The sequence below is a fragment of the Luteibacter sp. 621 genome (assembly GCF_050435445.1).
Taxonomy (GTDB): domain Bacteria; phylum Pseudomonadota; class Gammaproteobacteria; order Xanthomonadales; family Rhodanobacteraceae; genus Luteibacter.
This window is the reverse complement of record NZ_JBNDKI010000010.1, coordinates 20,465-47,217: the sequence shown is the minus strand read 5'-3', so window position 1 is coordinate 47,217 and position 26,753 is coordinate 20,465. Positions and strand designations below refer to the sequence as shown.

Here is a 26,753-nt window from a genome sequence, read left to right as displayed (position 1 = left end):
CTTCAAAGATCTGAGGAAAGACCGTGGCACGCACCACTCCCATCGAGCGCTACCGCAACTTCGGCATCATGGCCCACATCGATGCCGGCAAGACCACCACGACGGAGCGCATCCTGTTCTACACCGGTGTCAGTCATAAGATTGGCGAGGTGCACGACGGCGCTGCGACGATGGACTGGATGGAGCAGGAGCAGGAACGCGGTATCACCATCACTTCCGCCGCCACCACGGCGTTCTGGAAGGGTATGGACCGCTCGCTGCCCGAGCACCGTTTCAACATCATCGACACCCCGGGACACGTTGACTTCACCATCGAAGTGGAGCGTTCGCTCCGCGTGCTCGACGGTGCGGTGTTCGTGCTCTGCGCGGTGGGTGGTGTGCAGCCGCAGTCGGAAACCGTGTGGCGCCAGGCTAACCGTTACAAGGTGCCGCGCCTTGCGTTCGTCAACAAGATGGACCGCACGGGTGCCAACTTCTACAAGGTTGTCGACCAGCTGAAGGCTCGCCTTGGTGCCCACCCGGTGCCGATGCAGGTGCCGATCGGCGCCGAAGACAACTTCGAAGGCGTGGTCGATCTGCTGAAGATGAAGGCCATCAAGTGGGACATGGAGTCCCAGGGCATGAAGTTCGAGTACGTCGAAATCCCGGCCGAGCTGGTCGAGAAGGCGACGGCTGATCGTAGCTTCATGGTCGAGGCCGCCGCTGAGGCGACCGAAGAAATGATGGAAAAGTACCTGGAAGAGGGCGACCTCTCCGAGGCTGAGATCATCGAAGGCCTGCGCCTGCGCACGCTGAAGAGCGAGATCATCCCGGTTCTCTGCGGTACCGCCTTCAAGAACAAGGGCGTCCAGGCCATGCTTGACGCCGTGGTCAACCTTCTCCCGTCGCCGCTCGACCGTCCGCCGGTCGAAGGCATCGACGAAGACGAGAAGCCGGCCACGCGTGAAGCGAAGGACGACGCACCGTTCTCGGCGCTCGCGTTCAAGATCATGACCGATCCGTTCGTCGGCGCGCTGACGTTCTTCCGTGTCTACTCGGGCACGCTGAACGCCGGTGACCAGGTGTACAACCCGGTCAAGTCGAAGAAGGAGCGCATCGGCCGCATCCTGCAGATGCACGCCAACGAGCGTCACGAACTGAAGGAAGTCCGCGCTGGCGATATCGCCGCTGCGGTGGGCCTGAAGGACGTTACGACCGGTGACACGCTCTGCGCGCAGGACAAGATCATCACCCTGGAGCGCATGTCGTTCCCGGAGCCGGTGATTTCGATGGCGGTTGAGCCGAAGACGAAGTCGGACCAGGAAAAGATGGGCCTCGCGCTCGGTCGCCTGGCTGCTGAGGATCCGTCGTTCCGCGTCCGTACGGATGAGGAATCGGGCCAGACGATCATCTCGGGCATGGGCGAGCTTCACCTGGACATCCTGGTGGACCGCATGCGCCGCGAGTTCAACGTCGAAGCCAACGTCGGCAAGCCGCAGGTGGCTTACCGCGAAACCATCCAGGCATCGGACGTCAAGTCGGACTACAAGCACGCCAAGCAGTCGGGTGGTAAGGGTCAGTACGGTCACGTCGTGATCGAGCTGTCGCCGATCTCCGATGCCGACCGCGCTGACGAGAAGATCGCCGCTGGTATCAAGGACGACTTCCTGTTCATCAACGACATCACGGGTGGCGTGATTCCGAAGGAATTCATCCCGTCGGTTGAAAAGGGCCTCCGCGAGACGATCACTGCCGGCCCGCTGGCTGGGTTCCCGGTCGTTAACGTCAAGGTCAAGCTGGTCTTCGGCTCGTACCATGACGTCGATTCGTCGGAAATGGCGTTCAAGCTCGCTTCGTCGATGGCGTTCAAGCAGGGCTTCGCCAAGGCGCAGCCGGTGCTGCTCGAGCCGATCATGAAGGTCGAGGTCGTGACGCCGGAAGATTACGTCGGTGACATCATGGGTGACCTCAGCCGCCGTCGTGGCATGCTGACCGGTCAGGACGATACGCCGTCGGGCAAGACCATCAACGCGATGGTTCCGCTTGGCGAGATGTTCGGCTACGCCACCACGATCCGCTCGTTGAGCCAGGGTCGCGCGATGTTCACGATGGAATTTGACCACTACGATCCGGCGCCGAAGAATGTCGCCGACGAGGTCATGAAGAAGTCCTGATAGGGGCTTCTTCTTCCACCCCATTCAACGATCTTTAGAGGTTCCAAGTCATGGCAAAGGGTAAGTTTGAGCGTAACAAGCCGCACGTCAACGTCGGCACCATCGGCCACGTCGACCACGGCAAGACCACGCTGACCGCCGCTCTCACCAAGATCGGCGCAGAGCGCTTCGGTGGCGAGTTCAAGGGCTACGACCAGATTGACGCGGCTCCGGAAGAGAAGGCTCGTGGTATCACGATCTCGACCGCCCACGTGGAATACGAATCGGCGACGCGTCACTACGCGCACGTCGATTGCCCGGGCCACGCTGACTACGTCAAGAACATGATCACCGGTGCCGCCCAGATGGACGGCGCGATCCTGGTGTGCTCGGCCGCTGACGGCCCGATGCCGCAGACCCGCGAGCACATCCTGCTCTCGCGTCAGGTCGGCGTGCCGTACATCCTGGTGTTCCTGAACAAGGCCGACATGGTCGACGACGCCGAGCTCATGGAGCTCGTCGAGATGGAAGTTCGCGAACTGCTGTCGAAGTACGACTTCCCGGGCGACGACACCCCGATCATCAAGGGTTCGGCTCGCCTGGCCCTCGACGGCGACCAGTCGGAAATCGGCGTGCCGGCGATCATCAACTTGGTTGATGCGCTCGACACCTGGATCCCGACCCCGGAGCGTGACGTCGACAAGACCTTCCTGATGCCGGTCGAAGACGTGTTCTCGATCTCGGGCCGCGGCACCGTCGTGACCGGTCGTATCGAGCGTGGCGTCATCAAGGTCGGCGAAGAAATCGAAGTCGTCGGTATCCGCGACACCCAGAAGACCACGGTCACGGGCGTCGAAATGTTCCGTAAGCTGCTCGACCAGGGCCAGGCTGGCGACAACGCCGGTCTCCTGCTCCGCGGCCTGAAGCGCGACGACGTGCAGCGCGGCCAGGTGCTGGCCAAGCCGGGCACGATCAAGCCGCACACCCAGTTCGAAGCTGAGGTGTACGTGCTGTCGAAGGACGAGGGTGGCCGTCATACCCCGTTCTTCAACAACTACCGTCCGCAGTTCTACTTCCGCACCACCGACGTGACCGGCGCGATCAAGCTGCCGGAAGGCGTCGAGATGGTGATGCCGGGCGACAACGTGAAGATGGCTGTCACGCTGATCCACCCGATCGCCATGGACGAAGGCCTGCGCTTCGCTATCCGCGAAGGCGGCCGCACCGTCGGCGCCGGCGTGGTTTCGAAGGTCACGGCCTAAGCGGTATTTCCCCCACGGGGGAGTGAAAAGGGCGGGGGCGAAAGCCTCCGCCTTTTTTTTGGCTATTTTTTAGCCAGCAGGGGTTCCCATTTCAAAACTACCTGGCTATACTCGTCGGGCTATATCCCCTGAGCGCCTCCTGGCGCCGGGACCACGCGAAATGAGGTGCATGGAATGCGCTTCGAGTTCGCAGGCAAGGAAGCCGGATGGGATGCCGCACCAGGCCGACGGAGCGCAAGCTCTGTTGACCTAATGTGTTGCGCGTTCTATACTTTTCTGTCTAGGCAGGCCGTTTTCGCGGCCTGCCTGACTATTTCGGGTCGTTCAGGGCGCTTTTCGGCGTTCCCGGGCGGCCCGTTGCAGCACCCGTAGTACGTAGTAATTGGGTTGTGCGGGGTGGCGAGAAGCTACTCCGAATCACAAGAACGTTCTTTCGATAACAGGACACGGTTTTATGGCGAACCAAAAGATTCGCATCCGGCTCAAGGCGTTCGATCATCGTCTGATCGACCGTTCGGCCAGCGAAATCGTCGAGACGGCCAAGCGCACTGGCGCTACGGTCCTCGGCCCGATCCCGCTGCCGACCAAGATTGAGCGCTACACCATTCTGGTGTCGCCGCACGTCGACAAAGATGCCCGCGACCAGTACGAGACCCGTACTCACAAGCGCGTTCTGGACATCGTCGACCCGAATGACAAGACCGTGGACGCGCTCATGAAGCTCGATCTTGCCGCCGGTGTCGACGTGCAGATCAAGCTGGGCTGAGCGGATAAAAGGATACGAAGATGAGTATCGGACTGGTTGGCCGCAAGTGCGGCATGAGCCGTCTCTTCACTGAAGATGGTCGTTCGATTCCGGTGACGCTGATTGAAGCGACCCCGAATCGTGTGACCCAGGTGAAGACGGTTGAAGTTGACGGCTACAACGCCGTCCAGGTCACGGCCGGCGCCAAGCGCGCTTCGCTGCTGACGAACCCGGAAAAGGGTCACTACGCCAAGGCCAAGGTTGAGCCGGGTCGTGGTCTGTGGGAATTCCGCCTGAACGCGGACGAAGCTGGCAAGTACGAAGTTGGCGCAGAGCTGACCGCGGAAGCGGTGTTCGCTGTGGGCCAGACCGTCGATGTCGCTGGCGTCTCGAAGGGCAAGGGCTTCCAGGGCACCATCAAGCGTCACCACTTCAAGATGGGCGACGCTACGCACGGTAACTCGCTGTCGCATCGTGCCCCGGGCTCGATCGGCCAGCGTCAGACGCCGGGCCGCGTGTTCCCTGGCAAGAAGATGGCGGGCCACATGGGCGCGGTTAACCGCACCGTGCAGGGCCTCGAAGTGGTCAAGGTCGACGCCGCACGTCACCTCATCGCGATCAAGGGCGCCGTCCCCGGCGCGACCGGTGGCGACGTCGTGATCCGTCCGACGACCAAGGGTTGAGGAGAGACGCCATGGAACTTAACGTTATTGGCGCCAAGTCGCTCACCGTTTCGGACGAAGTGTTCGGCGGCGAGTACAAGAAGGCCCTCGTGCACCAGGTCGTCACTGCCTACCAGGCTGGCGGTCGTGCAGGCACCAAAGCGCAGCTGTCGCGCGGTGAACTGTCGGGTACCACGAAGAAGTTCAAGAAGCAGAAGGGCGGCGGCGCCCGTCACGGTGATTACCGTGCACCGATCTTTGTCGGTGGTGGCCGTACGTTCGCGGCCAAGCCGCGCAGCTTCGAGCAGAAGGTCAACCGCAAGGCTTACCGCGTTGCGATCCGTTCGATCGTCGCCGAGCTGAACCGTCAGGATCGCCTGAAGGTCGTTACTGAGCTGTCGATCGAGAAGGCCAGCACCAAGGCCATGATCGCCAAGCTCGCCGAGCTCGAAGTCAAGGGTCGTGTCCTGCTGGTGTCGGAAGACGCCACCGAGGCGCTGTACCTGTCCGCCCGCAACATTCCGTACATCCACGTCGTCGACGTGCTGGCCCTGAACCCGGTCAGCCTGGTCGGTAGCGACTACGTCGTCATGACGGTGGACGCGGTCAAGAAGGTCGAGGAGTGGCTCGCATGACCACCGAACGCACGCTCAATACGCTTCGCGCGCCGCACATTTCTGAGAAAGCGGCCCGCCTCGCAGAGCACAACCAGTATGTGTTCATCGTTGCTCCGGAGGCCACCAAGGCCGACGTGGCAGCCGCGGTCGAGCAGCTCTTCGACGTCAAGGTCGTGGACGTGAACCTCGTGAACACCAAGGGCAAGGTGAAGTCGTTCCGCTTCCGCACTGGCAACCGCCAGGGCAAGCGTAAGGCTTACGTGCGCCTCGCCGATGGCCACACGATCGACGTGTCGGCCAAGGCCTGAGCCAGGAGTTGAATTGAGATGGCACTGATCACTCACAAGCCGACCTCCCCGGGCCGCCGCGACGCAGTCAGCGTGCGGACCGAAGGTCTGCACAAGGGCGCGCCGTACGCCGCCCTGACCGAATCGCAGTCGAAGACCGGCGGTCGCAACCATTTTGGTCGCATCACCACCCGTCATCGCGGCGGCGGTCACAAGCAGGCATACCGCATCATCGATTTCAAGCGTGACAAGGAAGGCATTGCCGCCGTTGTCGAGCGCCTGGAATACGATCCGAACCGCACCGCGCACATCGCGCTGCTGTGCTACGCCGATGGCGAGCGCCGCTACATCATCGCGCCGAAGGGCGTGGCGGTGGGCGACCGTCTCGTGTCGGGTTCCGACTCGCCGATCAAGCCGGGCAACTGCCTGCCGCTTCGTTCGATCCCGGTCGGTTCCACGATCCACTGCATCGAGATGAAGCCGGGCAAGGGCGCGCAGATTGCACGTTCGGCCGGCGCCTCGGTCCAGCTGGTCGCTCGCGAACAGGGTTACGCCACGCTGCGTCTTCGCTCCGGCGAAATGCGCCGCGTCCCGGTCGAATGCCGCGCCACCATCGGTGAAGTCGGCAATTCGGAGCACAGCCTCCGCAAGCTCGGCAAGGCCGGTGCGAAGCGTTGGAAGGGCATCCGTCCGACCGTCCGCGGCGTTGTCATGAACCCGGTCGACCATCCGCACGGCGGTGGTGAAGGCCGTACCTCCGGCGGCCGTCATCCGGTCAGCCCGTGGGGCACGCCGACCAAGGGTTACAAGACGCGCAATAACAAGCGCACCCAGCAGTTCATCGTGCGTCGTCGCAAGTAATTAGGAAACGATCATGCCGCGCTCTCTAAAGAAAGGTCCGTTCGTTGACCTGCACCTCGTAAAGAAGGTGGAAGCCGCCGTTTCCGCCAATAACAAGCGTCCGATCAAGACCTGGTCGCGTCGCTCGATGATCCTGCCGGAGATGGTCGGCCTGACCATCGCCATCCACAACGGCCGCCAGCACGTGCCGGTGCTTATCAACGAGAACATGGTCGGGCACAAGCTCGGCGAGTTCGCGGTGACCCGCACCTACAAGGGCCACGCCGGCGATAAGAAGGGCAAGTGATGAGCACTGAAGCCAAAGCGATCCTGCGTGGCGCCCGCATCTCGGCGCAGAAGGCACGCCTGGTGGCAGACCTGGTCCGCGGCATGCCCGTCGGCCGGGCCAGCGACACGCTTGCCTACACCAACAAGAAGGCCGCTCACCTTGTCCGCAAGGTGCTGCTCTCCGCCGTCGCCAACGCTGAGAATAATCTCGGCGCCGACGTGGACGAGCTGAAGGTCACGCGCATTTTCGTCGACGAAGGTCAGGCGATGAAGCGCATGTACGCCCGCGCCAAAGGCCGCGGTTCGCGCATCCTGAAGCGCACCAGCCACATCACTGTGGTTGTTGGTAACTGACTGGGGTAAGAGACGATGGGTCATAAAGTTCATCCCACCGGTATCCGCCTCGGCATTGCCAAGGACTGGAACTCGAAGTGGTACGCCAACAAGGGTGAGTACGCCCAGTACCTCGCTGCCGACCTCAAGGTCCGCGAGATGCTGCGCAAGAAGCTCGCCGCCGCGGGTATCTCGAAGATCCAGATCGAGCGCCCGGCCAAGACCGCCCGCGTGACGATCCACACCGCCCGTCCGGGCGTGGTGATCGGCAAGAAGGGTGAGGACATCGAGAAGCTTCGTAAGGAAGTCACCGACATGATGGGCGTCCCGACGCACATCAACGTCAGTGAAGTCCGCAAGCCGGAACTCGACGCACAGCTGGTTGCCGAGTCGATCGCGCAGCAGCTCGAGCGCCGCATCATGTTCCGTCGTGCCATGAAGCGCTCGGTCGGCAACGCCATGCGCCTCGGCGCCCTGGGCATCAAGATCAACGTCTCCGGCCGTCTGAACGGCGCCGAGATCGCGCGCTCCGAGTGGGCTCGTGAAGGTCGCGTGCCGCTCCACACCCTCCGCGCTGATATCGACTACGGCACCGCCGAAGCGAAGACCCAGTACGGCATCATCGGTGTGAAGGTGTGGGTCTACAAGGGCGAGATCTTCGACCTCGCGGCCGCCACGGCCGAGGCGTCGAAGGAAGATCAGCAGCCGCAGCAGTCGTCGCGTCGCGATGGTGGTGAAAACCGCCGCGAGCGTGGCGAGCGCTCTGCCAAGTAAGGAGCGTTGCCATGTTGCAACCAAAGCGTACCAAGTTCCGCAAGATGTTTAAGGGCCGCAACGATGGCCTGGCGTTTACCTCGAACGTTGTGAGCTTCGGCGAATACGGTCTCAAGGCGACGACGCACGGTCAGCTGACCGCGCGCCAGATCGAGGCGGCCCGTCGTTGCATCACCCGCTTCGTCAAGCGCGGTGGCAAGCTCTGGATCCGCGTGTTCCCGGACAAGCCGATCACCCGCAAGCCCATCGAAGTTCGAATGGGTGCCGGTAAGGGTGGCGTCGAGTTCTGGGTCGCCGAGATCCAGCCGGGCCGCATGCTTTATGAAATCGAAGGTGTCGACGAGGCAACCGCACGCGAGGCCATGCGCCTTGCCGCTGCCAAGCTCTCGGTCCAGACCCAGTTCGTGTCCAGGGCGGTGATGTAATGGCCATCAAAGAAATCAAAGATAAGTCGGCGGAAGAGCTGAATCAGCATCTGCTGGACCTGCGCAAAGAGCAGTTCAACCTGCGTATGCAAAAGGGCTCCGGCCAGCTCAACCAGCCGCACCAGCTGCGCCGCGTTCGGCGCGACATCGCCCGCACGAAGTTCGTGCTCGGCGAGAAGAAGTAAGGGACGGCTGATATGAGTGATAACACGAAAACGGCGCGTACCCTTGTCGGTCGCGTCACCAGCAACAAGATGGCCAACACGGTCACGGTTCTGATCGAGCGCCAGGTGCAGCACCCGCTGCTCGGCAAGATCATCCGTCGCTCCACGAAGCTCCACGCGCACGATGAAACCGGTGCGAACGAGGGCGACGTGGTCCGCATCGCGGAGTGCCGTCCGCTGTCGAAGACCAAGCATCACCGCGTGGTCGAAATCGTCACGCGCGCTGAAGTCTAAGGAGAGCTGCCATGATCCAAGTACAGAGCATGCTTTCCGCGGCTGATAACAGCGGTGCGAAGGAAATGATGTGCATCAAGGTGCTGGGCGGCTCGAAGCGCCGTTACGCCAGCGTCGGTGATGTCATCAAGGTGACCATCAAGGACGCCATTCCTCGCGGCAAGGTCAAGAAGGGTGAGGTCTACAACGCCGTGGTGGTTCGTACCGCCAAGGGTGTGCGTCGCCCCGATGGCTCGGTGATCCGTTTCGACGGTAACGCGGCCGTCATCCTCAACAACAAGCTCGAGCCGATCGGTACCCGTATCTTCGGGCCGGTTACCCGCGAGCTGCGCAGCGAGAAGTTCATGAAGATCGTCTCGCTCGCGCCCGAAGTGCTCTGAGCGGAGGCCAGAACATGAACCGTATCCGCAAAGGTGACCACGTCGTCGTGCTCACCGGCAAGAACAAGGGCCAGCGCGGCGACGTGCTGCGTGTCGACGGCGACCGTGTGGTCGTCTCGAACGTGAACCTCGTCAAGCGTCACACCAAGCCGAACCCCCAGGCCAACCAGCCTGGCGGTATCGTCGAGCGTGAGGCCTCGATCCACATTTCCAATGTCCAGCTCTTCAACTCCGCCGCAAACAAGGGCGAGCGCGTTGGCACCAAGACGCTCGAGGACGGGCGCAAGGTGCGCGTGTTCGTCTCTGGCGAAGTGGTCGACGCGTAAGGAACCGAAGTCATGACCCGTCTTGAAACGTTTTACAAAGAGTCGGTAATGCAGAAGCTCACTGAGCGCTTCGGTTACCAGAATGTCATGCAGGTCCCGCGCATCACGAAGATCACGCTCAACATGGGCGTCGGCGAAGCCGCCGGTAACAAGAAGATCCTCGAGAATGCCGTGGCCGACATGGCCAAGATCTCCGGCCAGAAGCCGGTCACCACGAAGGCTCGCGTCTCCGTCGCATCGTTCAAGATCCGCGACGGCTGGCCGATCGGTTGCAAGGTCACCCTGCGCCGTGCCCAGATGTGGGAGTTCCTTGATCGCCTGATCAACGTCTCGCTGCCGCGTACGCGCGACTTCCGTGGCGTGTCGGGCCGTGCATTTGATGGCCGTGGTAACTACAACTTCGGCATCAAGGAACAGATCATCTTCCCGGAAATCGACTTCGACCAGGTCGACGCGCTGCGCGGTATGGATATCTCCATCACCACCACTGCGAAGTCCGACGAAGAAGCCAAGGCACTGCTGGAAGCCTTCAGCTTCCCGTTCCGTAACTGATTACCAGGTAGAACATGGCCAAGACCTCGATGATCGAGCGCGACCTCAAGCGCTCCAAGCTCGCCAAGAAGTACGCCGCCAAGCGCGCCGAACTCAAGGCGATCGTCCTGAGCGCCACCGCCTCGTATGACGAGAAGATGGAAGCCCAGACCAAGCTGCAGAAGCTGCCGCGTGACGCTTCGCCGTCGCGTCAGCGCAACCGCTGCGCCCTGACCGGTCGCCCGCGTGGCGTCTACAGCAAGTTCGGCCTTGGCCGTAACAAGCTGCGCGAAGCCACCATGCGTGGCGACGTGCCGGGCCTGCGCAAGGCTAGCTGGTAATAACCTGGTCCGCCCGCAAGGGCGGGGCAGGGCCCGGGTTGGGCAGAAGTTGCCCAACCCGCTACAGCCTGATATAGTCGTTGGTCTGCGCAATGCAGACCGACGTTCTGTCGGCTTTACAATTTAAAGATCTCCGGTAATTCGGATATCGGTGCACTCTCAAGGGTTTTTTCTATGAGCATGACTGATCCCATCGCCGATCTGTTTACGCGCATCCGCAATAGCCAGGCCACTGGCAAGTCGGTTGTTCGTATGCCGTCGTCGAAGATGAAGCTGGCCCTCGCCCAGCTGCTGCAGAACGAAGGCTATGTCCTCGACGCCCGCGTCGCCGATGAAGGCGGCAAGCCGGTCCTCGAAATCAAGCTGAAGTACTTCGAAGGCCGTCCGGCCATCGAATCCATTTCCCGTGTCAGCCGTTCGGGTCTCCGCGTTTACCGCGGCAAGGACGAGCTGCCGAAGGTCCTCGGTGGCCTGGGTATTTCGATCATCTCCACCTCCGCCGGTCTCCTGACCGACGCGCAGGCCCGCGCCAAGGGTCTGGGTGGCGAAGTCATTGGCCAGGTGGCGTAAGGAGTCCCGACATGTCACGTGTAGCCAAGAAGCCCATCACCCTCCCGAAGGGCGTTGAAATCGCGATCGCCAACGGCACCGTCTCCGTCAAGGGCCCCAAGGGCACCCTGACCACCCACGAACTGCCGGGCGTTTCGTTCTCGCAGGAAAATGGCGTGGCCACGGTCGTCCTGGCCGATGGCGCTGACGACAAGTTCGGCGGCACCGCCCGCGCGATCGTCGCGAACATGGTCGCCGGCGTTGCCAACGGCTTCGAAAAGAAGCTCGAGCTGGTCGGCGTGGGTTACCGCGCGCAGATGCAGGGCAACTCGATCAACCTGTCGCTCGGTTTCTCGCACCCGGTTGTTTTCGAAGCGCCGGCAGGCATCACCATCGAAACCCCGACGCAGACGGAAGTCCTGATCAAGGGCGCCGACAAGCAGCTCGTGGGCCAGGTTGCCGCCAAGATCCGCGCTTTCCGTTCGCCGGAGCCCTACAAGGGCAAGGGCGTCCGTTACGCGGGCGAGAAGATCATCCTGAAGGAAGCCAAGAAGGCCTAATCGGCCTATCCGCTTCCTGGAGACGAGACGATGAACAAGAACGAATCCCGCCTGCGCCGCGCCAAGTCGACCCGTGCCCACATCCGTGAGCTCGCTGTCGCCCGCCTGAGCGTGCACCGCACCGGTCAGCACATTTACGCCCAGGTCTTCGCACCGAACGGCACCGTCGTGGCAGCTGCCTCGACCGTGCAGAAGTCGGTCGCCGAAGGCCTCAAGAGCAAGAAGAACGTCGAGGCCGCCACCACGGTGGGCCGCATCGTTGCCGAGCGCGCCCAGGCCGCCGGTATCGAAGCCGTCGCGTTCGATCGCTCGGGCTTCCGTTACCACGGTCGCATCAAGGCGCTTGCCGATGCGGCTCGTGAGGCCGGCCTGAAGTTCTAAGGCCTGGCATGGATGCCGGTCCCTTCGGGGGCCGGCATCTGCGATGCACCTACAACTCCAAGCGGCGACCAAGCCGTAAACAGAAGTCCCGGCTAACTATCATTCCGGGCTATCAGGAAAAGAGATGTCCTCGACAGATCGCGAAAATTCGGACGGCATGCTTGAAAAGCTTATCGCCGTCAACCGCGTGGCCAAGACCGTCAAGGGTGGCCGCCAGATGAGCTTCACCGCGCTGACGGTTGTCGGCGATGGCGAAGGCCGCGTCGGTTTTGGTTATGGCAAGGCCCGTGAAGTGCCGGTCGCCATTTCCAAGGCCATGGAGCGCGCCCGCCGCAACATGGTGAGCATTGAACTGAACAACGGTACGTTGTGGTACGCCATCAAGGCTAACCACGGCGCCGCCCGCGTCTACATGCAGCCTGCCTCGCAGGGTACCGGCGTCATCGCCGGCGGCGCCATGCGCGCTGTCCTCGAAGTGGTCGGCGTGAAGGACGTGCTGGCCAAGGCCGTCGGCTCGCGCAACCCGATCAACCTCGTCCGCGCGACGATCAAGGGTCTGCAGGCCGTCGCCTCGCCGAAGCGTATCGCCGCCAAGCGTGGCAAGACGATCGAAGAGGTGCTGGGTAATGGCTAAGAACAACGAAACCGCCGGCACCGTCCGCGTGCGCCTGGTCAAGGGCCTGCGCGGTGTGCAGGGTCGCCATCGTCTGAGCGTGAAGGCCCTGGGCCTGAACAAGCTCAACGATGTGCGCGAACTGAAGGATTCCCCGCAGGTCCGTGGCCTTATCAACACGGTCTACTACCTGGTTCGGGTCGAGGAGTAAGCAATCATGCGTCTTAACGACATCAAGCCCGGCAAGGGCGCCCGCAAGACCCGCACCCGCGTTGCTCGCGGTATCGGTTCCGGCCTCGGCAAGACCGCCGGCCGCGGCCACAAGGGTCAGCACGCCCGCGCTGGTAACACCCATCGCGTCGGTTTCGAAGGCGGCCAGATGCCGCTGCAGCGCCGCCTGCCGAAGGTTGGTTTCCGCTCGCTCAAGAAGGCGGACACCGAGCAGGTCATGCTGTACCAGCTGGCTTCGATCCAGGCCGACACCATCGATCCGATCGCTCTGCACGCCGCTGGCCTCGTGACCAGCCGCGCCAAGAAGATCAAGATCGTGCTGAAGGGCGAGATCAGCCGCGCCATCAAGCTGCAGGGTGTGCTCGTGACGGCCGGTGCCAAGGCCGCCATCGAAGCCGCCGGCGGCAGCGTGGAGTAATCCAGTGGCTGGAGCGCAGGGCAATACGCTCGGCTCGCTGGGCAAACTGACGGAACTGCGTCAGCGCATCTTTTTCCTGATTGGTGCGCTGATCGTCTTCCGCCTCGGTTCGTTCATTCCCGTTCCGGGCGTGAATCCTGAGGCGATGACGAGCCTGGTTGAGGGCGGCGGCGGCCTGCTGAACATGGTCAACATGTTCTCGGGTGGTTCGCTGTCCCGCTTCTCGGTATTCGCGCTGGGCGTGGTGCCCTACATTTCGGCGTCGATCGTGATCCAGATGATGGGTTCGGTCATTCCGTCGCTGATGGCACTGCGCAAGGAAGGCGAGTCGGGTCGCCGGAAGATGACCACGTATACCCGTTTCGGCACGGTGGGCCTTGCAGCCTTCCAGGCCTTCGGTATCGCGATCAACCTCCAGGGACAGACGGGTGCTCACGGTCCGGTGGTGTACATGCCGGGCGCGGGCTTCATCATGGCGTCGGTGGTTGGCCTTACGGCTGGCACCATGTTCCTGATGTGGCTGGGTGAGCAGATCACTGAGCGCGGCATCGGCAACGGCATTTCGATGCTGATCTTCGCCGGTATCGTGGCTGGCCTGCCCGCAGCGGTGGTGCACACGCTCTCGATGGCCGACAACGGCCAGCTGACGGTGCTGAAGCTGCTGATGGTCGTGGTGGTCATCCTGGGTGTCACGGCATTCGTGGTGTTCATGGAGCGTGCGCAGCGTCGCATCACCGTGAACTACGCGAAGCAGGGCAACCAGCGTCAGTTCCAGCGCCAGACCTCGCACCTGCCGCTCAAGATCAACATGGCGGGCGTCATTCCGCCGATCTTCGCGAGCAGCCTGCTGTTGTTCCCGGCGACCGCAGCCAACATGTTTGGCTGGACTCACCAGATGCGTTGGCTCCAGTGGCTCACCACTGCGCTGACCCCGGGTGAGCCGGTATACGACATCGTGTTCGCGGTCCTGGTCATCGGCTTCGCCTTCTTCTATACGGCGATCGTGTTCAACTCGCAGGAAACGGCCGATAACCTCAAGCGTTCGGGCGCACTGATTCCGGGCATCCGTCCGGGTCGGGCCACGGCGGACTACATCGATGGCGTCATGACTCGTCTTACGGGTGTTGGCGCGCTCTACATCGTCCTGGTCTGTCTGGTGCCGTCGTTCATGCAGAGCGCCTGGCAAGTCCCGTTCTATTTCGGCGGCACTTCGCTGCTGATCGTGGTGGTGGTGGTGATGGACTTTACGGCCCAGGTCCAGGCCCATCTTGTGAGCCACCAGTACGAGAGTCTGCTTAAAAAGTCTAATCTCCGCCGCGGCTGAGATTAGACTGGAAGTCCCCGAGTAGGGGAGGCCGCGGCGCCCAGGTGCCGCAGGACTTCCCGTTTAGGTTAAACAAGGTTAGAATTGCGCGTTTACCGCGCTCGAAGCACATTGGAGACAGTACATCATGGCGCGCATCGCGGGTGTCAATTTGCCGGTCCAGAAGCATGTCTGGGTTGGCCTGCAGAGCATTTACGGAATCGGCCGTTCGCGGGCGAAGAAGGTCTGTTCTGACGCTGGCGTGGTTCCGACCACCCAGATCAAGTCGTTGAGCGAAGGCGAGGTCGAAAAGATCCGCGCCGAAATCGCTAAGTACACGGTCGAGGGCGACCTCCGCCGTGAAATCGGCATGGCAGTCAAGCGTCTGATGGACCTGGGTTGCTACCGTGGCCTGCGCCACCGTCGCGGCCTGCCGGTGCGCGGCCAGCGCACGCGTACCAACGCCCGTACCCGTAAGGGTCCGCGTCGTCCGATCAAGAAGTAACGGATACCGATTATGGCTAAGCCGGTTAAGACCAAGAAGAAGATCAAGCGCGTTGTCACGGATGCCGTGGCCCACGTGCAGGCTTCCTTCAACAACACCATCGTCACGATCACCGATCGCCAGGGCAACGCCCTGTCGTGGGCGACCGCAGGCGGCGCGGGTTTCCGCGGCTCCCGCAAGTCGACCCCGTTCGCTGCCCAGGTTGCCGCCGAAAAGGCTGGCCGCGCTGCCGGCGACTACGGTGTGAAGACCGTGGAAGTTCGCATCAAGGGCCCCGGCCCGGGCCGCGAGTCGGCCGTGCGTTCTCTCAACGCGTTGGGCTACAAGGTGCTCAACATTATTGACGTCACGCCGATTCCGCATAACGGCTGCCGTCCCCCCAAGAAGCGTCGCGTCTAAGGAGCATACCCATGGCCCGTTATCGTGGAGCTACCTGCAAACTTGCGCGTCGTGAAGGTGCCGACCTCGGTCTGAAGAGCCCGGCCCGCGCGCTTGATTCCAAGTGCAAGCTCGAAAACAAGCCCGGTCAGCATGGCGCCAACAAGCGCGCCCGTCTGTCCGACTACGCTGTTCAGTTGCGTGAGAAGCAGAAGGTCAAGCGCATCTACGGCGTGCTTGAGCGTCAGTTCAGCAACTACTACACCAAGGCTTCGACCCAGAAGGGCAACACGGGTGAAAACCTGCTTCGCCTCCTGGAAAGCCGTCTCGACAACGTCGTATATCGCATGGGTTTCGCGGTCACCCGCGCCCAGGCCCGCCAGCTCGTCGCCCATAAGTCGGTGACGGTCAACGGCAAGAAGGTCAACGTTCCCTCGTACCACGTCCGTCCGGGCGACGAGGTTTCGCTGACTGAAAAGGCCCGCACCCAGCTGCGTGTGCAGGAAGCGGCGACGATCTACGACACGATGGATCTTCGTCCGTCGTGGGTCGAGGTCGACAGCAAGAAGTTCGCAGGCACGTTCAAGGCCGTTCCGGATCGTGGTGATCTGCCGGCCGATATCAACGAAGCCCTGATCGTCGAGCTTTACTCGAAGTAATTCACCGGAGCCTTGCATGGCAGTATCGTCAACTAGTGTGCTGCGGCCTCGTGGCCTCAGCGTCGAGCAGCTTGGCGCCAACCGCGCTAAGGTAGTGGTAGAGCCGCTCGAGCGTGGTTTTGGCCACACCCTGGGCAACGCGCTGCGCCGCGTGCTGCTCTCTTCGATTCCGGGCAGCGCCATCGTCGAAGTCGAAATCGACGGCGTGCTGCACGAGTACACCACCCTGGAAGGCCTTCAGGAAGATGTCATTGAGGTTCTCCTGAACCTCAAGGACGTTGCCATTCGCCAGCACAGCGGTGACGAAGTCACCCTGACGCTTTCGAAGAAGGGCAAGGGCGTGGTCACGGCGGGCGATATCGCCGTCGACCACACTGTTGAAATCGTCAATCCGGACCATGTGATCTGCCACCTCACCAAGGATGTGGCCCTGAACATGCGTCTTAAGGTTCGCAAGGGCGTCGGCTACCAGCCCGCCAGCGCGCGCCAGCATCCGGATGACGAAACGCGGCCCATCGGCCGTCTGCAGCTCGACGCGTCGTTCGCGCCGGTGTTGCGCGTGGCTTACGAAGTGGACGCCGCTCGTGTTGAGCAGCGCACCAACCTCGATAAGCTCGTGCTCGACATCGAGACGAACGGCACGATCGGCGCTGAAGACGCTGTCCGTAAGGCAGCGGAAATCATCAACGACCAGCTGTCGGTTTTCGGCGATTTCTCGCGCCGCGAGTCCGATTCGACCAAGGCGGAGAAGGGCGGTTTCGATCCGCTGCTGCTTCGTCCGATCGACGATCTCGAACTGACGGTCCGTTCGGCGAACTGCCTGAAGGCGGAGAGCATCTACTACATCGGCGATCTGGTTCAGAAGACCGAAGTGGAACTGCTCAAGACCCCGAACCTGGGCAAGAAGTCCCTGACCGAAATCAAGGATGTCCTTGGCGGTCGTGGTCTCGCGCTCGGCATGAAGCTCGAAAACTGGCCGCCGCCGGGTCTTTCCCACGGCATGCAGCTGGGCTGATATACCCCGGGGCGATCACTTGATCGCCCCGGTCTTTTGCACCAACCGGCGGATGCCACGCGCACTTCCACCGGGCTTCGATAGCGGTCCACAGAGGCCGTGCTCTTATAACGGGGCGTTTTGACAGCCTCGAATAGCGGGCAACCGCGGGAAGCCGGCCACCCTGGCCGCCTTTTCATAACAACAGACCTATAGAGAGTAAACGCCATGCGCCACCAGAAATCCGGTCGCAAGCTCAACCGTACGAGCAGCCACCGCGAAGCCATGTTCAAGAACATGGCCGCGTCGCTGATCAAGCACGAGCTGATCCGCACCACCCTTCCCAAGGCGAAGGAACTCCGTCGCGTCGCCGAGCCGCTCATCACGCTCGCCAAGACCGATGGCGTCGCCAACCGCCGCCTCGCTTTCTCGCGCCTGCGCGACAAGCAGGCTGTGGGCAAGCTGTTCGTCGAGCTTGGCCCGCGTTACCGCGAGCGTCCCGGCGGCTACCTGCGCATCCTCAAGTGCGGCTTCCGCCCGGGCGACAACGCTCCGATGGCGTACGTCGAACTGGTCGATCGCCCGCAGGTTGAAGCGGTCGACGCCGAGTAAGCGTCCTTCGTTTTAAGCAACACCCAAAGCCCCGGCTGAGCCATCAGCCGGGGCTTTTCTTTTGCGCCGGATCCACGCGTAGGGCCGCACGGGTGGGCGCCACGCCCCTGTAGGAGCGCGCTTGCGCGCGATCGGCGGCACCGCGACGCTAAGTCCTTGACGTGGTTACAAACGAAACTTCTTCGACCTGCTGACAAACCGGTGCACAAAGCGTTAACGTGGGCATCCCCGCACCGCACCATCCCCCAATGAACCCTCTTACCTGGTCGTACCGCTCGCGATATCTCGCTGGTTTCCTCGTCTGTGCCGGCCTCATGGGCTTCGCGCTGTACGCCCAATACCAGATGCATCTCGACCCGTGCCCGCTGTGCATCTTCCAGCGCATCGCCGTGTGCGTGATGGGCCTGTTCTTCCTGATCGGCGCCCTGCACGGCCCGCTGAAGAAGGGCGCGCGCACGGTCTACGCCGTGCTCATCACCCTCGGCGGCGCCTGGGGCATCGCCACGGCTGGCCGCCATCTCTGGCTCCAGAGTCTGCCTGCCGATCAAGTCCCCGCGTGCGGGCCCGGCCTGGGCTACCTGTTCGATGCATTCCCATTCCTGAAAATGCTGAAACTCGCATTCACCGGTTCGGGTGAGTGCGCCAAGATCGAGCCGATCCTCGGCCTGCCCATGCCGGCATGGACGCTCATCTGGTTCATCGTCCTCACCGTATGGGCCTGGCTGGCCCTGCGCAGCACCACCCGCTCCCCGTCTTCCCGCGCCGTCCAAAGCGCAACCACGTAGGTCCCGCTGTCATGCCGCACTCCCTCAAAGCCGTTCCTCCCCCGACCGCCAACTGGGCGCCGGGCACCTGGCGTTCGCGGACCGCGTTGCAGCAGCCCACGTATGAGAACCAGGCTGAGCTGAACGCGTCGCTCGCCCAGCTGGGCCAGCTGCCGCCGCTCGTCACGTCCTGGGAGATCAACACCCTCAAGCAGCGCATTGCCGAAGCCCAGGAGGGCGAACGCTTCCTGCTCCAGGGCGGCGACTGCGCCGAGAGCTTCGCCGACTGCAACAGTCCCATCATTTCGAACCGGCTCAAGGTGTTGCTGCAGATGAGCCTGGTGCTCGTCCATGGCCTGAAGAAGCCGGTGTTGCGCGTGGGCCGCTTTGCGGGCCAGTACGCCAAGCCGCGTTCGGCGGATACCGAGACACGCGACGGCGTCACGTTGCCGGCGTTCCGCGGCGATCTGGTCAACAGCCCCGAGTTCACCCCGGAAGCGCGCCGTGCGGATCCGCAGCGCCTGATCAAGGCGCACGCCCGTTCCGCGATGACGATGAACTTCGTCCGCGCGCTGATCGATGGTGGCTTCGCCGACCTGCACCACCCGGAATACTGGGACCTGGCGTGGGTGGAGCACTCGCCGCTCGCGGCGGAGTACAAGCGCATGGTCGCCAGCATCGGTGATTCGCTGCGTTTCATGGAGACGCTGGCCGGCCAGTCGATCTCGAGCTACTCGCGCGTGGATTTCTACACCTCGCACGAAGCGCTGCTGCTGCACTACGAAGAAGCGCTGACGCGCCAGGTACCGCGCCAGGACGGCTGGTTCAACCTGTCCACCCATTTCCCGTGGATCGGCATGCGCACCGCTGCGCTGGATGGCGCACACACGGAATACTTCCGTGGCATCCGCAATCCCATCGCGGTGAAAGTGGGCCCGACGGTGCAGCCGGACGACCTGCTGCGCCTGATCGATGTGCTCAACCCGAACGATGAACCGGGCCGCCTGACCCTGATCCACCGCATGGGCAACGACAAGATCGCAACCCAGCTCCAGCCGTTGCTGGAGGCGGTGAAGCGTGATGGCCGCCGGGTGTTGTGGGTGGCCGATCCGATGCACGGCAACACCGAGAGCACGAGCAACGGCTACAAGACGCGCCGCTTCGCGAATATCGCGGGCGAGCTCGACCAGGCGTTCGATATCCACGCAGCGGTAGGTACGCGCCTTGGCGGCGTGCATCTGGAGCTGACGGGTGAGAACGTGACCGAGTGCCTGGGTGGTGCGCGTGGCCTGGTGGAGCAGGATCTGGATCGCGCGTACAAGTCGATGGTGGATCCACGCCTGAACTACGAGCAGTCGCTGGAACTGGCCATGCTGATCGTGAGGAAATCGGGCGGCATGGTGTAACAAAGAAACCCCGCTTCGGCGGGGTTTCTTTTTGCCAGCGCGAGATCAGGCCAGCATCGTCCCGGTATCCAGCCACCGCTGGTGCCACGACAACGCCTCCGGCAGCAGGTGTGGCGTGTGCTTGCCGAAACTCACGCGCGAAGCCCGGTCAAAATAATCCTCAAGCTGCGCGCGGTACGACGGGTCGACACAGTGATCCAGGATCTGCCGTGCACGATGTCGCGGCGGCAGCCCGCGCAGATCCGCCAGGCCGTGCTCGGTCACGATGATCGATACATCGTGCTCGGTGTGATCCACGTGGCTCACCATCGGCACCAGTGCCGAGATGCTGCCGTTCTTCGCCGTGCTCGGGCTCAGGAAGATCGACAGGAAACTGTTGCGCGCGAAATCGCCCGAGCCGCCGATGCCATTCATGATCCGGCTGCCCATCACGTGGGTCGAATTCACGTTGCCGTACAGGTCCGCCTCGATCATGCCGTTCATCGCGATGCAGCCCAACCGGCGAACCAGCTCCGGGTGGTTCGAGATCTCCTGCGTGCGCATGATGATGCGCTCACGGTAGAAACCGATATTGCGCTTGAACTCCTCGTTTGCCGCCGGGCTCAGGGCGAAGCCCGTGCACGACGCGACGCGGAGCACGCCATCGCGCAGCATGTCGAGCATGCCGTCCTGGATCACTTCGGTGAACGCGGCCAGGTCGCGGAACCCGCTCTCGGAAAGCCCCGCCAGCACGGCGTTGGGAATATTGCCCACACCCGACTGGAGTGGCAAAAGGTTTGCCGGCAGGCGGCCCTTCTTCACTTCATGCTGCAGGAATTCGATGAGGTGCCCGGCGATGCGCTTGCTCGTGTCGTCAGCCGGCGAGAACGGGCTGTTGCGATCGGGGCCATGCGTGCGTACCACCGCGACGACCTTGTCCGGGTCCACGCGCAGCGAGGTTTCACCGATGCGATCGTCGGCGTTTACCAGCGGAATGGGCTTACGGTGCGGGGGCAGGGCGGTGCCGTAGTAGACATCGTGCATGCCATCAATCCCTTCCGGCTGCCAGTCGTTGACCTCGATGATCACTTTCTTCGCGAGGTCGAGCCAGGTCTTGTTGTTGCCCACCGACGTGGAGGGAATCAACGAGCCATCCTCGCGGATGCCGGCCACCTCAACGACGGCAGTATCGATATCGCCGTAGAAGCCAAACCACACATGCTGGGCCACGTGGCTCAGATGGATATCGATGTAATCCAGCGTGCCGGCGTTGATCCGCTGGCGTGCGTCCGGATCGGTCTGGAACGGCATGCGCAGCGCGATGCCATCGGCCTTGGCGAGGGCGCCATCGAGTTCCGGCGCGGTCGAGGCGCCGGTCATCAGGCGGATGCGGAACGCCTCGCCCGCCACGTGGGCATCTTCGATGCGCCGGGCCAGGGCCAGTGGTACAGCCTTGGGGTAGCCGGAGCCGGTGAAGCCGCTCATGGCCACGGTCTCGCCGGGCTGGATAAGGGCGGCGGCGGCCTCCGCGCTGACCACGCGGTCGCGCAGGAGGGAGGAGCGGATGCGATCGGAGGACATGGGCGAGCCGGTGCTGCGGGAGGGGACCGGCCATTTTCCCATCTGCGCTGCGGTACGGCCCATCCGACCATGGTGGTATGGCAACGTGCCGCAGGGCGTGTCCCGGGCTGAACGAACCGAGACACGGTGCCGGAATCGCGGTGGGCCTTTTGCTACGCTCGGGCGGGCCGCGACCTGGCGGCCATGGAAGGAGTCGCGATGCCCCGGCAACGCTTGCGTCACCCCGGTTTGTTCGGTCACCCCGCGCGGTTGGCCCTCGCCACCTTACTGGCCGCCTCGGCCCCGCTTACGCACGCTACCGAAGCGAAGGAGACACCCCGCATGAACGCGTCCGCCGCCCACGTCACCGCCGAGCAGGCCATGCACGGCATGCTGGAACTGATCCGTACGACGCCCTCGGTGGCGGAGCTCACGCCGGAAGCCATGGGCGAGCGCCTGGGCCTGCCGATCAAGCGCCTGAGCACGGATCATTTCGGCTACGCACAGCCACTGACCGGCGGCTGGGCCTTCAGCGTCGAGCGGCAGCAGGTCGGTACCGTGGGGCCGCGTGTCGACCTGATCTTCTCTCCGGTCGGTGAGGACCGTCCGGCCGCGACGCCGATCTGCACCCCTGATTTCGGCCACTTCACGCAGGAACTGGAGCGCATGGGCTTCACGCGCCAGAGCGCGCACGGCGAGCACGGCCGCTGGACTTACGATGCGTTCGACCGCCCGGGACAACACGTCGAGGTCTACCCGCTGGTCGCCGAAGGCGCGGATGCCGCGGGCGCCTGCGTGCACATGGTCCTCGTGCGCTAAGGGGGCCGGCCATGCCACTCAACGCGAAAGCCGAAGCAGTGCTCCAGGCGTTCGGGAAAGAGCCTGGAGTCACCCCCGATCAACTGAAGAACCTGACCGATACCATCCATGCCTCCCCGGCACTGGTGGATGAAGTGAACCGTGCCGTCGATGCAGGCCACCTGCAGCGCATCGTTGCCTTGAACAACCCGCACGCTGGCGGCGAGTACAACGCCGGTGCCCACGAGATGCGCTTGCCACTCACCAGTCTTTCCACGCCGGCAGGCGGCAAGTACGACGCGTCAGAAGCGACCTTCGTACTCGGCCACGAATTGCAGCACGGGTTCAACGCGGCCGATATCGCGAAGGCCAACACGCAGTTCACCCACGACCTGCAGGCTGTGGCGCAATCAAAAACCACGCCCCACGACTATACGAAGCCCGTGGGCGATGTGATCGCTGCGAGCCGCCGTGATGAGGCCGGTGCGGAGATCTCCGGATGGAACGCGACGGTCAGCGCCGCGCGTCTCGAAGCGCAGACGAACCACGCGCCCGCGCCCACGCTCGAAGACATCTACAAGCGCAACCCGGGGCGCATGGATGATTTCATCCACGTCGATCGCAGCCAGCTGCCCGCGACGTACAGCATGCGCTCCAACCTCACGGTGAATGCTGACCTGACGATGGCGTCCACGCCGGCCAATATCGAAGGCATGGGCAAGAATTATTTCGACCGGTCATCGACGCTCGGACACAACGGCAACTCGTCGTATGCGAACTACTACGGCGCCTGGGCCGCAGGCGTCGCGGTGCAGTACGAGCGCCACTACGGGAATGGGCAGGCGCCCATGGCGCTCGACCTGAAGTCGCTTCATCTGGATCCCGGCATCATGGCGCAGAACGGTATCGACCTTGGCGCGAACCACAACGCCATGCCTTATCTGGACACCAGCACGCAGCCGCCGACAGCGCGCCATTTCCGCGACTCGGCAACGTCGCATGTCTACCAGCCGGTCGTTCCCGGTTCGGCACCTGTCACGCTGGATAACAGCGATCACCCGGACCATGCGCTGTTCAAGCAGACGCAGGGTGCAGTGCATCGGCTCGATGCGCAGCATGGCAGGACGCCCGACCAGCAGAGCGAAAACCTGGCGGGCGCATTGACCGTCGCGGCCCGCGAGCAGGGCCTGAAATCAGTCGATCACGTGGTGCTCAACGCGGATGCGTCGAAAGCCTATGCCGTGGAAGGCCAGCTGGATTCGCCGCACAAGCGTATCGCCGAGGCGTCGACGCAGCAGGCGGTCAACACGCCGATCGAGCAAAGCAGTGTCGCGTGGCAGGCGGTCGCGGAACGCGCACAACAGGCCAGCCACCACCAGGTCGCGCAACAGCAGTCTGCATCACAGCAACATGCCACGCAGCCGCCACCGGCGCAGGCCCAGGCGATGTCGCATGCCATGCCGGGTCCCTGAGTGAACGGCGGGGCCTCCTGGCCCCGCGTCAATGGCCGTGGCGGCCTAGCGCCCACGCCACGTGCTCACGCACCACGGCCGAGTCGTTATTGGCTCGCGCAAGCAAGGCGTCCACCACCTCATCCGTGGTGGGCGCGTTTCCAAGGCCTACGGCAAGGTTGCGCAGCCAGCCTTCGTACCCCGTGCGGCGAATCGCCATCCCCTCGGTGCGAGAGAGGAATTCCTCCTCGCTCCATGCGAACAGTTCCACCAGCTTCGGTCCATCCAGGCGGTGACGCGGCGCGAAATCCGGTTCGGTCGCATCCTGGGCAAACTTGTTCCACGGGCAGATCAGCTGGCAATCGTCGCAACCGAAGACGCGGTTCCCCATGGGTGCGCGCAGTTCTTCGGGAATGCTGCCCTTGAGTTCGATGGTGAGGTACGAAATGCATTTACGGGCGTCGAGCCGGTACGGCGCCACGATGGCCTGGGTTGGGCAGATATCGATGCACTTGCGGCAACTGCCGCAGTGCGCCGTCGCGGGTTCGTCCACTGGCAGCGGCAGGTCGGTGTAGAGCTCGCCAAGGAAGAAGTACGAGCCGGCGCGCTTGTTGATGACGACGGTGTGCTTGCCGATCCAGCCTAGCCCCGCGTTGCGCGCAAGCGCCTTCTCCAGCACGGGGGCGGAATCCACGTACGCGCGGTAGGCGAACTCGCCGATGCGCTCGGTGATGCGCGACGCCAGCTTCTGCAGGCGGTTACGCATGACCTTATGGTAATCGCGGCCGAGCGCGTAACGGGCGATGTACGCCTTGTCCCCATCGTTGATGACATCCCAGGCATTGGCCGTGCCCGGCGGGATGTAATCCATGCGGACCGAGATGACGCGCAGGGTGCCCGGCTCCAGCTCGGCCGGGCGGCTACGGCGCGTACCATGGCGAGCCATGTAGTCCATCTCGCCGTGGTGGCCATCGGCCAGCCAGCGCTCGAGGTACGCCTCGTCATGGCCCAGCTCGGTGCCTGCGATACCAGCATCCGCGAAGCCGAGCTCGAGCGCCCAGCGTTTAATGTCGCTGGCCAGGGCGGCGTAGTCGATGTCGGTGGAAACGGGCATGCCTCCATTCTACTTGGCCCACCTATAATCCCTACGATGAGCGCCCCACACCGCGATACCGCCCTGTTCACCTCAGCGCAGTCGCGCGCCATCGACCGGCGTGCGATCGACGAGCTGGGCATTCCTGGCTTTGAGCTGATGTCGCGCGCCGCGGCGGCGGCGTTTGCCCAGTTACGCCGGCATTGGCCCGAGGCCAGGCGGCTGCGGATCGTGTGCGGCGCAGGCAATAACGGCGGCGATGGCTACCTCCTGGCCCGCGATGCGCTCGCGGCGGGCCTGCATGCCGATGTCATCGCCCTGGGCGAGCCGAAGGAGGGCGGTGATGCCGCTGAGGCCCGTCAGGCTTTCCTCGACGCGGGCGGGGTCCTGACCCTGCCCGAGGACGATGACGCCCTCGCCAGCCCCGACGTGATCGTGGATGCCATCTACGGCACCGGCCTGAACCGTGCGCCGGAGGGCGAGGCCAAGCGGGCCATCGAGGCAATCAACGCGGCCGGGGTGCCCGTCCTTGCGCTGGATATTCCCTCGGGCCTGTCGGCCGACACCGGGGCGTGCCCGGGCGTGGCGGTGCGTGCCACGGCCACGGCCACCTTCATCGTGCACAAGCGCGGCATGCACACCCACCTGGCCGAGATGGCCGGCCAGGTGGTGCTTCACCCGCTCGGCCTGCCCGAAGGCATCCTCGAGCCGCCCGATGCCGTGATCCTGACGCCACGTGGCCTGCCGCCGCGTCCCCGCGATTCGCACAAGGGCACGAACGGCCATGTGCTCGCCGTGGGCGGAGACCACGGTACGGGCGGGGCCGTGCGCATGGCGGCGGAGGCGGCGGCGCGGACCGGCGCTGGCCTGATCAGCGTGGCCACCCGCGAGCAGAACGTACTGGCCATGAACGCGGCGCGCCCAGAGCTTATGGCCCACGCTGTGGATGGGCCGCAGACCCTGCAGCCCATGCTGGACAAGGCGTCCGTCGTGGCACTGGGCCCAGGCCTGGGCCAGGCGGCGTGGGGGCACGCCCTGTGGACCACGGCGCTCGATGCCGGCAAGCCCACCGTGCTCGATGCCGATGGCCTCAACCTGTTGCACGCCGAGCCGCGGCTGCTCCCTGCGCGCATCGTGCTCACCCCCCATCCGGGCGAAGCGGCACGTCTCCTTGGCATCTCCACGGCCGAGATCCAGGCGGATCGTTTCGATGCCGTCCGTAAACTTGCCCGTCGCTTCGAGGCCGTGGTGGTGCTGAAAGGCAACGGCAGCCTCATCGGCTCGCCCGAGGGCGACGTTGCGGTGTGCCCCTGGGGTAACCCGGGCATGGCCAGCGGCGGTATGGGCGATACGCTGACCGGCATCATCGCGGGCCTGCTAGCGCAGGGCTGCGATCCTTTCGAAGCGGCCTGCCTCGGCGTGGGTCTGCACGCCCGTGCGGCCGACGCCGCCGCCAGGGCGGGAGAGCGTGGCCTGCTGGCCGGCGACCTGCTCGAACCGTTGCGCCGCCTCGTCAATGGCCTGGAGGCCTGATGGAACTCGTCCTGCCCGATGAAGCCGCCACCATCGCCCTGGGCCGTCGCCTCGCGGCCGCGTTGCCCGACGGCCTGGTGGCGTTCCTGCATGGTGACCTGGGCGCCGGCAAGACGACCTTCGCCCGCGCCTTCCTGCAAGCGCTAGGGGTCGGGGAGCGGGTGAAAAGCCCGACCTACAGCCTGGTTGAAGGGTACGAGCTCGGCGAGCGCCAGGCCTTTCACCTCGACCTGTACCGCATCGCCGATCCGGGCGAGCTGGAATGGCTGGGCCTCGATAGCCTCGCCGAACCCGGTGCCATCGTGCTGGTGGAGTGGCCCGAACGCGGCGCCGGCGCGCTGCCGCCCGTGGATCTGGAGCTCAGCTTCCGCCACGACGGCACCGGCCGCGCGGTGGCTTTTCTTCCTCGGACAGCCGTAGGCCGGCGGATCGTCGACTCGCTCCAGTAGGAGCGCGCTTGCGCGCGATGGGGTGTTCGGCAAGCCCGATCGCGTGCAAGCACCCTGCTACATAGGTAGAGAAATCTCATCGCTTGCAGCGCATTCCTGTACGGTCGTTGACGAAG

General features: G+C 63.7%; 37 protein-coding genes. 35 read left to right on the top strand and 2 right to left on the bottom strand.

The genetic code is table 11. The annotated features are described in order from the left end of the window. The first annotated feature begins 23 nt into the window (after positions 1 to 23). The 31 genes from fusA to ABIE56_RS12280 all read left to right on the top strand — a co-directional run bounded on the left by fusA (position 24) and on the right by ABIE56_RS12280 (position 19,774). Positions 24 to 2,153 carry an elongation factor G gene (gene fusA / locus ABIE56_RS12430; RefSeq protein WP_429244110.1) on the top strand — a complete coding sequence of 710 codons (2,130 nt, stop codon included), beginning with the start codon at positions 24 to 26 and terminating at the stop codon, positions 2,151 to 2,153. A gap of 50 nt (positions 2,154 to 2,203) precedes the next feature. Then, positions 2,204 to 3,394 carry an elongation factor Tu gene (gene tuf, locus ABIE56_RS12425; protein ID WP_429244109.1) on the top strand — a complete coding sequence of 397 codons (1,191 nt, stop codon included), beginning with the start codon at positions 2,204 to 2,206 and terminating at the stop codon, positions 3,392 to 3,394. Positions 3,395 to 3,848: 454 nt separating this feature from the next. Next, positions 3,849 to 4,160 (top strand): 30S ribosomal protein S10, encoded by a 312-nt coding sequence (gene rpsJ / locus ABIE56_RS12420; protein ID WP_014402136.1) that lies wholly within the window; start codon positions 3,849 to 3,851, stop codon positions 4,158 to 4,160. A 20-nt stretch (positions 4,161 to 4,180) separates the two neighbouring features. Next, positions 4,181 to 4,822, top strand: coding sequence for a 50S ribosomal protein L3 (gene rplC / locus ABIE56_RS12415; RefSeq protein ID WP_429244108.1), 642 nt, complete (start codon positions 4,181 to 4,183; stop codon positions 4,820 to 4,822). A gap of 11 nt (positions 4,823 to 4,833) precedes the next feature. Next, entirely contained in the window at positions 4,834 to 5,436 is a 603-nt protein-coding gene (rplD, locus tag ABIE56_RS12410) for a 50S ribosomal protein L4 (protein ID WP_216155023.1), read from the top strand. Next, positions 5,433 to 5,726 carry a 50S ribosomal protein L23 gene (gene rplW / locus ABIE56_RS12405; RefSeq protein WP_247433825.1) on the top strand — a complete coding sequence of 98 codons (294 nt, stop codon included), beginning with the start codon at positions 5,433 to 5,435 and terminating at the stop codon, positions 5,724 to 5,726. Before rplD ends, rplW begins: the two co-directional genes overlap by 4 nt. Before the next feature lie 18 nt (positions 5,727 to 5,744). Continuing rightward, positions 5,745 to 6,566, top strand: a complete 822-nt coding sequence (rplB, locus tag ABIE56_RS12400) for a 50S ribosomal protein L2 (protein WP_247433827.1) — start codon at positions 5,745 to 5,747, stop codon at positions 6,564 to 6,566. Positions 6,567 to 6,579: 13 nt separating this feature from the next. Next, the gene (rpsS, locus tag ABIE56_RS12395) at positions 6,580 to 6,852 is read left to right on the top strand and encodes a 30S ribosomal protein S19 (protein ID WP_029213892.1); all 273 of its coding nucleotides are present in this window, start codon (positions 6,580 to 6,582) and stop codon (positions 6,850 to 6,852) included. Beyond that, positions 6,852 to 7,187, top strand: coding sequence for a 50S ribosomal protein L22 (gene rplV / locus ABIE56_RS12390; protein ID WP_045831128.1), 336 nt, complete (start codon positions 6,852 to 6,854; stop codon positions 7,185 to 7,187). Before rpsS ends, rplV begins: the two co-directional genes overlap by 1 nt. A 15-nt stretch (positions 7,188 to 7,202) precedes the next feature. Further along, the gene (rpsC, locus tag ABIE56_RS12385) at positions 7,203 to 7,940 is read left to right on the top strand and encodes a 30S ribosomal protein S3 (RefSeq protein ID WP_216155020.1); all 738 of its coding nucleotides are present in this window, start codon (positions 7,203 to 7,205) and stop codon (positions 7,938 to 7,940) included. An 11-nt stretch (positions 7,941 to 7,951) separates the two neighbouring features. After that, positions 7,952 to 8,365, top strand: coding sequence for a 50S ribosomal protein L16 (gene rplP, locus ABIE56_RS12380; RefSeq protein ID WP_247333719.1), 414 nt, complete (start codon positions 7,952 to 7,954; stop codon positions 8,363 to 8,365). Continuing rightward, positions 8,365 to 8,550, top strand: coding sequence for a 50S ribosomal protein L29 (rpmC, locus tag ABIE56_RS12375; protein WP_139980298.1), 186 nt, complete (start codon positions 8,365 to 8,367; stop codon positions 8,548 to 8,550). Before rplP ends, rpmC begins: the two co-directional genes overlap by 1 nt. Before the next feature lie 12 nt (positions 8,551 to 8,562). Continuing rightward, positions 8,563 to 8,823, top strand: coding sequence for a 30S ribosomal protein S17 (gene rpsQ / locus ABIE56_RS12370; RefSeq protein WP_429244107.1), 261 nt, complete (start codon positions 8,563 to 8,565; stop codon positions 8,821 to 8,823). An 11-nt stretch (positions 8,824 to 8,834) separates the two neighbouring features. Beyond that, on the top strand, positions 8,835 to 9,203 hold the full coding sequence (gene rplN / locus ABIE56_RS12365; RefSeq protein WP_029213886.1) for a 50S ribosomal protein L14: 369 nt from the start codon (positions 8,835 to 8,837) through the stop codon (positions 9,201 to 9,203). Positions 9,204 to 9,217: 14 nt separating this feature from the next. Beyond that, positions 9,218 to 9,529 (top strand): 50S ribosomal protein L24, encoded by a 312-nt coding sequence (rplX, locus tag ABIE56_RS12360; RefSeq protein WP_429244106.1) that lies wholly within the window; start codon positions 9,218 to 9,220, stop codon positions 9,527 to 9,529. Positions 9,530 to 9,541: 12 nt separating this feature from the next. Next, on the top strand, positions 9,542 to 10,081 hold the full coding sequence (rplE, locus tag ABIE56_RS12355; protein WP_247433838.1) for a 50S ribosomal protein L5: 540 nt from the start codon (positions 9,542 to 9,544) through the stop codon (positions 10,079 to 10,081). 14 nt (positions 10,082 to 10,095) lie between these two features. Continuing rightward, on the top strand, positions 10,096 to 10,401 hold the full coding sequence (gene rpsN / locus ABIE56_RS12350) for a 30S ribosomal protein S14 (RefSeq protein WP_247433841.1): 306 nt from the start codon (positions 10,096 to 10,098) through the stop codon (positions 10,399 to 10,401). Positions 10,402 to 10,575: 174 nt separating this feature from the next. After that, positions 10,576 to 10,971, top strand: coding sequence for a 30S ribosomal protein S8 (gene rpsH, locus ABIE56_RS12345; protein ID WP_429244105.1), 396 nt, complete (start codon positions 10,576 to 10,578; stop codon positions 10,969 to 10,971). 11 nt (positions 10,972 to 10,982) lie between these two features. Then, entirely contained in the window at positions 10,983 to 11,510 is a 528-nt protein-coding gene (gene rplF / locus ABIE56_RS12340) for a 50S ribosomal protein L6 (protein ID WP_429244104.1), read from the top strand. Between the two features lie 30 nt (positions 11,511 to 11,540). Then, the gene (gene rplR, locus ABIE56_RS12335) at positions 11,541 to 11,891 is read left to right on the top strand and encodes a 50S ribosomal protein L18 (RefSeq protein WP_429244103.1); all 351 of its coding nucleotides are present in this window, start codon (positions 11,541 to 11,543) and stop codon (positions 11,889 to 11,891) included. A gap of 124 nt (positions 11,892 to 12,015) precedes the next feature. Further along, a complete protein-coding gene (gene rpsE, locus ABIE56_RS12330; protein WP_029213879.1) occupies positions 12,016 to 12,525 on the top strand; it encodes a 30S ribosomal protein S5 in 510 nt (169 codons plus the stop codon). After that, positions 12,518 to 12,715 (top strand): 50S ribosomal protein L30, encoded by a 198-nt coding sequence (gene rpmD / locus ABIE56_RS12325; RefSeq protein ID WP_045831139.1) that lies wholly within the window; start codon positions 12,518 to 12,520, stop codon positions 12,713 to 12,715. The genes rpsE and rpmD overlap by 8 nt, the downstream gene beginning before the upstream one ends. 6 nt (positions 12,716 to 12,721) lie before the next feature. Next, a complete protein-coding gene (gene rplO / locus ABIE56_RS12320; protein WP_429244102.1) occupies positions 12,722 to 13,153 on the top strand; it encodes a 50S ribosomal protein L15 in 432 nt (143 codons plus the stop codon). A gap of 4 nt (positions 13,154 to 13,157) precedes the next feature. Further along, entirely contained in the window at positions 13,158 to 14,477 is a 1,320-nt protein-coding gene (secY, locus tag ABIE56_RS12315; RefSeq protein ID WP_429244101.1) for a preprotein translocase subunit SecY, read from the top strand. 127 nt (positions 14,478 to 14,604) lie between these two features. Further along, complete coding sequence (gene rpsM, locus ABIE56_RS12310; protein ID WP_429244100.1) at positions 14,605 to 14,961, top strand: 30S ribosomal protein S13; 357 nt, start codon at positions 14,605 to 14,607, stop codon at positions 14,959 to 14,961. Between the two features lie 12 nt (positions 14,962 to 14,973). Further along, positions 14,974 to 15,360 (top strand): 30S ribosomal protein S11, encoded by a 387-nt coding sequence (rpsK, locus tag ABIE56_RS12305; RefSeq protein WP_007513384.1) that lies wholly within the window; start codon positions 14,974 to 14,976, stop codon positions 15,358 to 15,360. 11 nt (positions 15,361 to 15,371) lie between these two features. Further along, entirely contained in the window at positions 15,372 to 15,998 is a 627-nt protein-coding gene (gene rpsD, locus ABIE56_RS12300) for a 30S ribosomal protein S4 (RefSeq protein ID WP_029213873.1), read from the top strand. A 16-nt stretch (positions 15,999 to 16,014) separates the two neighbouring features. Next, on the top strand, positions 16,015 to 17,013 hold the full coding sequence (locus tag ABIE56_RS12295) for a DNA-directed RNA polymerase subunit alpha (RefSeq protein WP_045831144.1): 999 nt from the start codon (positions 16,015 to 16,017) through the stop codon (positions 17,011 to 17,013). Between the two features lie 207 nt (positions 17,014 to 17,220). After that, entirely contained in the window at positions 17,221 to 17,604 is a 384-nt protein-coding gene (gene rplQ / locus ABIE56_RS12290; RefSeq protein WP_429244099.1) for a 50S ribosomal protein L17, read from the top strand. Positions 17,605 to 17,852: 248 nt separating this feature from the next. Beyond that, a complete protein-coding gene (locus tag ABIE56_RS12285) occupies positions 17,853 to 18,389 on the top strand; it encodes a disulfide bond formation protein B (protein WP_429244098.1) in 537 nt (178 codons plus the stop codon). An 11-nt stretch (positions 18,390 to 18,400) separates the two neighbouring features. Then, a complete protein-coding gene (locus ABIE56_RS12280; RefSeq protein WP_429244097.1) occupies positions 18,401 to 19,774 on the top strand; it encodes a class II 3-deoxy-7-phosphoheptulonate synthase in 1,374 nt (457 codons plus the stop codon). A gap of 45 nt (positions 19,775 to 19,819) precedes the next feature. Here the strand turns inward: ABIE56_RS12280 and ABIE56_RS12275 are convergent, their stop codons facing one another. After that, positions 19,820 to 21,334 carry an acetyl-CoA hydrolase/transferase family protein gene (locus tag ABIE56_RS12275; RefSeq protein ID WP_429244096.1) on the bottom strand — a complete coding sequence of 505 codons (1,515 nt, stop codon included), beginning with the start codon at positions 21,332 to 21,334 and terminating at the stop codon, positions 19,820 to 19,822. A 321-nt stretch (positions 21,335 to 21,655) separates the two neighbouring features. Between ABIE56_RS12275 and ABIE56_RS12270 the strand changes: the two genes are divergently transcribed. After that, on the top strand, positions 21,656 to 22,132 hold the full coding sequence (locus tag ABIE56_RS12270; protein ID WP_429244095.1) for a hypothetical protein: 477 nt from the start codon (positions 21,656 to 21,658) through the stop codon (positions 22,130 to 22,132). Between the two features lie 11 nt (positions 22,133 to 22,143). Continuing rightward, positions 22,144 to 23,583, top strand: coding sequence for an XVIPCD domain-containing protein (locus tag ABIE56_RS12265; RefSeq protein ID WP_429244094.1), 1,440 nt, complete (start codon positions 22,144 to 22,146; stop codon positions 23,581 to 23,583). A 28-nt stretch (positions 23,584 to 23,611) separates the two neighbouring features. Here the strand turns inward: ABIE56_RS12265 and queG are convergent, their stop codons facing one another. Next, positions 23,612 to 24,676 (bottom strand): tRNA epoxyqueuosine(34) reductase QueG, encoded by a 1,065-nt coding sequence (queG, locus tag ABIE56_RS12260; RefSeq protein ID WP_429244093.1) that lies wholly within the window; start codon positions 24,674 to 24,676, stop codon positions 23,612 to 23,614. Positions 24,677 to 24,712: 36 nt separating this feature from the next. Between queG and ABIE56_RS12255 the strand changes: the two genes are divergently transcribed. Beyond that, positions 24,713 to 26,188 carry an NAD(P)H-hydrate dehydratase gene (locus tag ABIE56_RS12255; RefSeq protein WP_429244092.1) on the top strand — a complete coding sequence of 492 codons (1,476 nt, stop codon included), beginning with the start codon at positions 24,713 to 24,715 and terminating at the stop codon, positions 26,186 to 26,188. Continuing rightward, a complete protein-coding gene (tsaE, locus tag ABIE56_RS12250; RefSeq protein WP_429244091.1) occupies positions 26,188 to 26,637 on the top strand; it encodes a tRNA (adenosine(37)-N6)-threonylcarbamoyltransferase complex ATPase subunit type 1 TsaE in 450 nt (149 codons plus the stop codon). Before ABIE56_RS12255 ends, tsaE begins: the two co-directional genes overlap by 1 nt. Positions 26,638 to 26,753 lie beyond the last annotated feature (116 nt).